7 protein-coding genes are annotated in these 6,069 nt (G+C 36.7%); 3 read left to right on the forward strand and 4 right to left on the reverse strand.

Features of this window, described 5'->3' with window-relative positions; translation table 11 throughout:
* Positions 1-132: 132 nt before the first annotated feature.
* Both ACIQ2X_RS12810 and ACIQ2X_RS12815 read left to right on the forward strand, forming a co-directional pair.
* Positions 133-879, forward strand: a complete 747-nt coding sequence (locus tag ACIQ2X_RS12810) for a hypothetical protein (protein ID WP_396179313.1) — start codon at positions 133-135, stop codon at positions 877-879.
* 15 nt (positions 880-894) lie between these two features.
* Complete coding sequence (locus ACIQ2X_RS12815; RefSeq protein ID WP_396179314.1) at positions 895-1,164, forward strand: hypothetical protein; 270 nt, start codon at positions 895-897, stop codon at positions 1,162-1,164.
* 202 nt (positions 1,165-1,366) lie between these two features.
* On the opposite strand, the gene pyrF is transcribed toward ACIQ2X_RS12815, so the two are convergent.
* Positions 1,367-2,185 carry an orotidine-5'-phosphate decarboxylase gene (pyrF, locus tag ACIQ2X_RS12820; RefSeq protein ID WP_396179315.1) on the reverse strand — a complete coding sequence of 273 codons (819 nt, stop codon included), beginning with the start codon at positions 2,183-2,185 and terminating at the stop codon, positions 1,367-1,369.
* 438 nt (positions 2,186-2,623) lie between these two features.
* Between pyrF and ACIQ2X_RS12825 the strand changes: the two genes are divergently transcribed.
* Positions 2,624-3,355 carry a hypothetical protein gene (locus tag ACIQ2X_RS12825; protein ID WP_396179317.1) on the forward strand — a complete coding sequence of 244 codons (732 nt, stop codon included), beginning with the start codon at positions 2,624-2,626 and terminating at the stop codon, positions 3,353-3,355.
* Between the two features lie 132 nt (positions 3,356-3,487).
* On the opposite strand, the gene prfA is transcribed toward ACIQ2X_RS12825, so the two are convergent.
* The 3 genes from prfA to ACIQ2X_RS12840 form a co-directional block, all read right to left on the reverse strand.
* The gene (gene prfA / locus ACIQ2X_RS12830; protein ID WP_396179318.1) at positions 3,488-4,564 is read right to left on the reverse strand and encodes a peptide chain release factor 1; all 1,077 of its coding nucleotides are present in this window, start codon (positions 4,562-4,564) and stop codon (positions 3,488-3,490) included.
* Positions 4,565-4,829: 265 nt separating this feature from the next.
* Positions 4,830-5,159 carry a HigA family addiction module antitoxin gene (locus tag ACIQ2X_RS12835; protein WP_396179319.1) on the reverse strand — a complete coding sequence of 110 codons (330 nt, stop codon included), beginning with the start codon at positions 5,157-5,159 and terminating at the stop codon, positions 4,830-4,832.
* Positions 5,160-5,171: 12 nt separating this feature from the next.
* Positions 5,172-5,453, reverse strand: a complete 282-nt coding sequence (locus tag ACIQ2X_RS12840) for a type II toxin-antitoxin system RelE/ParE family toxin (RefSeq protein WP_396179320.1) — start codon at positions 5,451-5,453, stop codon at positions 5,172-5,174.
* Positions 5,454-6,069: the final 616 nt, after the last annotated feature.

The following is a 6,069-nucleotide window of genomic DNA, read 5'->3' on the forward strand; positions in this document are numbered from 1 at the left end:
ACTTTTTTATCTTTCCCCTTCGGGGTTTTCTTTTACGGCTACGCCTCCAAAGAAAACCCCGAAGGGGAGGAAATGCCATCAACAATGTTGTGAAACTTTACATTTATTCAATTAAATTTCAAAATAGAAATCATGAAAAAAAACATATTAATAATTGTAGGGTTGATAGTTACAAATTTGGCCTTTTGCCAAGTGGGTATTGACAACACTGATCCAAAAGCCACCTTAGACGTAACAGGAAAGCCAGCGGTTGTTGCCAACTTGGACGGTATTATTCCGCCACGATTAACGGGAGCCGAACTAAATGCAAAAAGCTATTCGGCTGCACAAACAGGTGCTATTGTCTATATTACCAATCCTGTAATTGATCCAACAGTTATAACGACACAGACTGTAAATATAAAATCCCAAGGTTTATATTACTTTGATGGATCCGTTTGGCAAATATTTGCAACACAAAACAGTAAATTTACCGATGGTACGAACCCTGCTAATGCCGTTTTTACGACAGGAAATGTTGGAATAGGAACAACCGCTCCAGATAACATTTTACATATCGTACCTGCAACAAATGCAGATCCTTTAAAAATCAGCAATATCAATGCAGGTTCCAATACGAACCAAATTCTTACGCAAGATGCAAATGGTGTTGTAAAAAAAATAGATCAAAATAAGGCTATAGGGAACTTGAGTCAAACTTTCAATTTAATAGGTGGTGCTCCTCAAACACTTAGTACTACAACACCTGTAGTTAATGTGAATGGTTTATCACAACAAGTTACAGTACCCGTAGGTGAAACTAGACTCTATTTAATTACAATAACCGGTTATGTAAGTCATAATAATGCTACGGATGTAGCATCGCATGGGGTTTTTTGACTTCTATTGGACGGCGTGAAGCAATCGTCAATTTATGCCTCTGCACAAAATTCAAATACAGGTACCAATGCGTTAATTCGATTGCCGTTCCCGTCTACTTATACCACAGTATTAACGTTAACTGGAAGAGCAAACCCGTATACTATTAACGTAAATTATACCAGATGGTCTGGAACGCAAGAAATAAACACCACAGCGTTTCCTGCCTATGGAGGCTCGACAGAAGCCGATACAAATGCTTTAAAATCTAGATTGACAATAGTTGAATTCAATACCGTGAATTAAGACGCTATAAAATCGTTGCCTAAAAAAAAGCTGTTCGAAAATATTTTTGAACAGCTTTTTTTAATTAAAAAAGATAATGATTTTAAAATCAAATAAATAATACTGAAACACCCATTTAGGATGACATCTAAACATGTAAAGAAAGCACCTTAAAATAACTTAAAAATCAGGTCCAAAAATTAATTGATGGTAGCATTTTAAATTATTGTTTATCCAAAATTGCAGCCATTTCACCTTGCATTTTCAATGCTTCTGCCCTAGCCTTTTCGACAAAATCAGTTCCATTTGAAGCATAAATAATGCCTCGTGATGAATTGATAAGCAAACCAACTTGTTGATTCATTCCGAACTTGCAAACTTCTGACAAACTTCCGCCTTGAGCACCAACGCCCGGAACCAGCAAAAAACTATCGGGAACAATTTTTCTAATATCGCTTAAGTATTCGGCTTTTGTAGCACCCACAACATACATCAGCTTTTCGCTATTTTTCCACGTTTTAGAAGTTTCCAGTACGTGTTTGTACACTTCCTTGTGGTCGATTTTTTTTGTTTGAAAATCAAAAGCACCTTCGTTGGAAGTCAACGCCAATAAAATGGTGTGTTTGTTTTCGAAAGCTAGAAAAGGTTCCACTGAATCTTTTCCCATGTAAGGAGCGACGGTAACCGAATCAAAATCCAAATCTTCAAAAAAAGCTTTGGCATACATCGAAGAAGTATTTCCAATATCACCACGTTTGGCATCGGCAATCGTGAAAATTTCAGGGTGTTTTTCGTTTAGGTAATTGATTGTTTTTTGCAAAGACAACCAACCTTTAATGCCGTAAGCTTCGTAAAAAGCGGTATTGGGTTTGTAGGAAACACACAAATCGTGCGTGGCATCGATAATCGCTTTGTTAAATTCGAAAATCGGATCTTCAGTGGCTAAAAGATGCGGTGGTATTTTATGTAAATCGACATCCAAACCTATACAAAGAAATGATTTTTTGAGCTGGATTTGATGTGTGAGTTGTTGTGTAGTCATTTATTGTTGCGTTTGGGGCAAAGTTCGGGAAAACATTTTCAATAGCAATTTGAATTTCGCTTTTTAGGATTTTAATTTTTAAAAAAAGTTATAATCGGCTGTACTTGCTAAATGGAATCCATCGAAGCCTATTTTGGCAAAAGTAAAGGCTGCAGCTAAGAAAAATTAATGTGTTGCACATTCTACAAATATAAATAAGAAGAAAGTTATATTGTCGCAATTATTACCAAGTACTTTTGCCATAGATTAAAAAGTTTAAAAGGATTTTTAATCTATGAGACTAAGCAATCTGTGTTCATCTGTACAATCCGTGGCAAAAAGATTTAAATTTTTAAAATGAGACATTTAATCTGAGCAATAACTTATTACATTTGCTACGAAATAAAGATGCGACGCCATTTATGTTTCATTTCAAAACAATCTAAAATAGTATCAATTATGAAAAACCTAGCATTATTGTTTTCGGCTCTAATTATTGTAAGTTGCGCAACAAGTGTCAAAAGTAAATTAGCAAAAACCAATTACCAAAGACTCGATCCCGGACGAGCGGTAATTGTTCTGAACATTGAGGATCAAGTACCAAGTGATTCAGAATTCATTGGTGACGTTAAAATTGGCGATTCAGGCTTTACAAAAGATTGTGGTTACAATGAAGTGGTGTCTGATGCAGTATCTGCTGCTCGAAGTGCAGGAGCAAACATTGTTCACATAGTCGAAATTAAAAAGCCAACCGCTTTAGGCAGTACTTGCTATCGAGTTAAGGCCAAAATGTATCGAAATTTTGATTCAGAGTCCCTCGCAACTATTACTAATAAAAGAGATCTAAAAAACAAATCGAGATTACCCGAAGATGCAGATTACGCGCTCATTCATTTTTACAGACCCAGTTCAGGTGCTGGCTATTTACTTGGCTACAAAATAAAAAACATCAATGATTCGGTTGTAGGAAGATTACGAAATGGAGAAAAATTTGTTTTTAAAACTAAAAATTTTGGTTACCACAAATTTTACGGTGTTTTAGAGACTAAAGAAGAAATAAACATCAATGTTGAAAAAGGAAAAGAATATTTTGTAAGATGTAGTGTTAATATGGGCGTGGTTTTAGGAAGACCTGAAATTAATTTGATAGAAAATTACATCGGAATGAAAGAGTTTGCCGAAATGAACTAAAGCTATAAAAATCATGGAAAAAAGAAATGCCAGACACAATTGTCTGGCATTTCTTTTTTCTACCTTTAGTCTTAATTCTTAATTCGCTTCGCTCCGTTCGGATTTAGCCTCAGGTCTGAAATTTTAGTACGATTAAAATACTTCACTCGCTTCTTTCAACTTCTCCATATTATTCACAAGTTGGAGTTCGTCAATCAGTTTTTGAATTTTACCGTTCATTACACCATCCATGTCAAAAATATCCATCCCAATTCTATGATCGGTTACACGACCTTGCGAATAATTATAAGTACGAATTTTGGCCGAACGGTCGCCCGAACTTACTTGCGATGTCCGTTTTGTAGCATCTTCGGCTTGTTTTTTGGCCAATTCTTGTTCGTACAAACGCGAACGCAAAACGCCCAAAGCCTTGTCTTTATTTTTGTGTTGCGATTTCTGGTCCTGACATTGTGCCACTAAACCTGTTGGAATGTGTGTCAATCGAACGGCCGATTTTGTGGTATTTACCGACTGTCCACCTGGTCCAGACGAACAGAAAAAGTCGACACGTACGTCGTTCATATCAATTTGAACGTCAAACTCTTCCGCTTCCGGCAATACCATAACGGTTGCCGCCGAAGTATGCACGCGACCTTGCGTTTCCGTTTGTGGCACACGTTGCACACGATGAACGCCCGCTTCAAATTTCAAAGTTCCGTAAACATCCTCACCTGTAACTTCAAAAATAATCTCTTTGAAACCGCCCGAAGTTCCCTCGTTCATGTCCACAACCGAAGTTCTCCAACCTTTACTTTCGCAATATTTGCTGTACATACGGAACAAATCGCCGGCAAAAATACTTGCTTCGTCCCCACCCGTCCCGGCACGAACTTCCACCATTACATTCTTGGCGTCTTCCGCATCTTTCGGAATCAACATGAACTTGATTTCCTCTTCTAATTCTGGGATTCGCGCTTTAGCTTCATCCAATTGCATTTTGGCCATTTCCGTCATGTCGGCATCACTTCCATCGGCAATAATTTCGTTTGCCTCGTCAATATTTGCCATAAGCAAGACATATTCGTCGCGCTTTTCAGCCAGGGCTTTTAAGTCCTTATATTCTTTGTTCAATTGTACATAGCGCTTCTGATCGGCAATCACCTCGGGCTGAATAATCAAATCCGAAATCTCATCAAAACGCTGTTTTACTATTTGAAGTCTATCTAACATAGTGGTATTCCTTTATTTTGGAGTGCAAATTTACGAAAAAAAGTTTTACTTCCATTACTATTCCATCAGTTGGATTTACCAGCATTCAAAAGTTGTTTTTTCAGGAGCTTGATCCAGCTATCCGCTACAATCTTTAAGTCCCGAACACCGGGACTCAAAGGATTTTCGCTACTATCTGGGCTAGGGGTTTTACGGATGCATCACCACTTGGATTGCAGGGGTTCATTACTTCGTCCGTTCGACTATTGCCTCTGGTGTTCGTCTTTCAGACGCAACGAACCCCTGGCTGTTGTGCAACGTTTTTTTGTTTTCTGATACTATTAATTCTCTTAACTTCGCTTCGTTTTTCACTCAATTCATTTTCTATATCATAGTCATCTTGAATTCCCAACCAAAATTTAGCAGAGTTTCCAAAGTATGCACTCAATCTTACTGCTGTATCTGCAGAAATTCTTCTGTTACCTTTAATTATTTCAGAAATCCTTGTTTGCGGAATATCTAAGTCTTTAGAAAGTCTGTATTGCGTAATTTGTAGAGGAATTAAAAATTCTTCTAATAAAATTTCTCCAGGTGTTATGTTTTTTAGCTTTTCCATTTTTCTATATTTTTAATGATAATCTATAATTTCAACTTCTAAAGCATTGCCGTTATCCCATTTAAAAATAATTCTCCATTGGTTATTTATTCTTATACTGTTAAATTCTTTCAAATTGCCTTTGAGTTTTTCAAGGCTATTTGCTGGAGGAATCCTTAAATCGCTGACATCAATTGAGTTATTAATCATTCTCAATTTTCTTCTCGCTGTATCTTGAATTTCTCTAGGAAGTTTCTTTGACACAATTCCATTCCAAATTTTTTCAGTTTCTTTATCTTTAAATGAAACAATCATACTCTTTTTTCCGTTACTAACGTCAAAGATAAGTATTAATTTGATAAGTTTTCATTTAAACAGGATTTTTTCGAAAATGTTGTATAACGTCAGTCTACCGATAAAAATCGGTACAAGTTATGGGAAAACCTCCGTTTTATTTGATTCAGATATAGAAAAATAGTTGCATAAAAACGGTGCATTTTGTATTTTTAACCATGCAACACTCCCGACTCTTCGGGAACCATATTTTTCCGTAACCGAATGACCTTCGCTTCTTTAAGATGTGTAATTTCTGAAGTTAATCTTGATTTTAACCCTAAAAAAAAGAGGATAACCAAATCCTCGTGATAATCTTCAAAATGCTTAACGATAACTCCATACCTATTGACGGCATGTAATCGGTTCTCGCGATAAAAAATCGGGACAGGCTGTCCAACAGGGGGTTCATTACTTCGTCCGTTCGGTTATCGCCTCGGGTGTTCGTCTTTCAGACGCAACGAACCACTGGCTGTTGAACTAAACCTACCGGTAGCGTGTTACCTGAAAATTTTAGTCCTTTGCAAAACTAATTAAAAATTATTTACAATGAGAAAAAAAAGCAGATGAGTTAGTTGGATCCGCAACGATCATCAAT

Source organism: Flavobacterium sp., assembly GCF_044368625.1.
Classification (GTDB): Bacteria; Bacteroidota; Bacteroidia; order Flavobacteriales; family Flavobacteriaceae; genus Flavobacterium.

Bases quoted from the DNA above. Each gene is read 5' to 3' on its own strand.
- pyrF (WP_396179315.1), bottom strand. From the start codon at position 2,185: ATGACTACACAACAACTCACACATCAAATCCAGCTCAAAAAATCATTT.
- ACIQ2X_RS12810 (WP_396179313.1), top strand. From the start codon at position 133: ATGAAAAAAAACATATTAATAATTGTAGGGTTGATAGTTACAAATTTG.
- ACIQ2X_RS12825 (WP_396179317.1), top strand. From the start codon at position 2,624: ATGAAAAACCTAGCATTATTGTTTTCGGCTCTAATTATTGTAAGTTGC.
- prfA (WP_396179318.1), bottom strand. From the start codon at position 4,564: ATGTTAGATAGACTTCAAATAGTAAAACAGCGTTTTGATGAGATTTCG.
- ACIQ2X_RS12835 (WP_396179319.1), bottom strand. From the start codon at position 5,159: ATGGAAAAGCTAAAAAACATAACACCTGGAGAAATTTTATTAGAAGAA.
- ACIQ2X_RS12840 (WP_396179320.1), bottom strand. From the start codon at position 5,453: ATGATTGTTTCATTTAAAGATAAAGAAACTGAAAAAATTTGGAATGGA.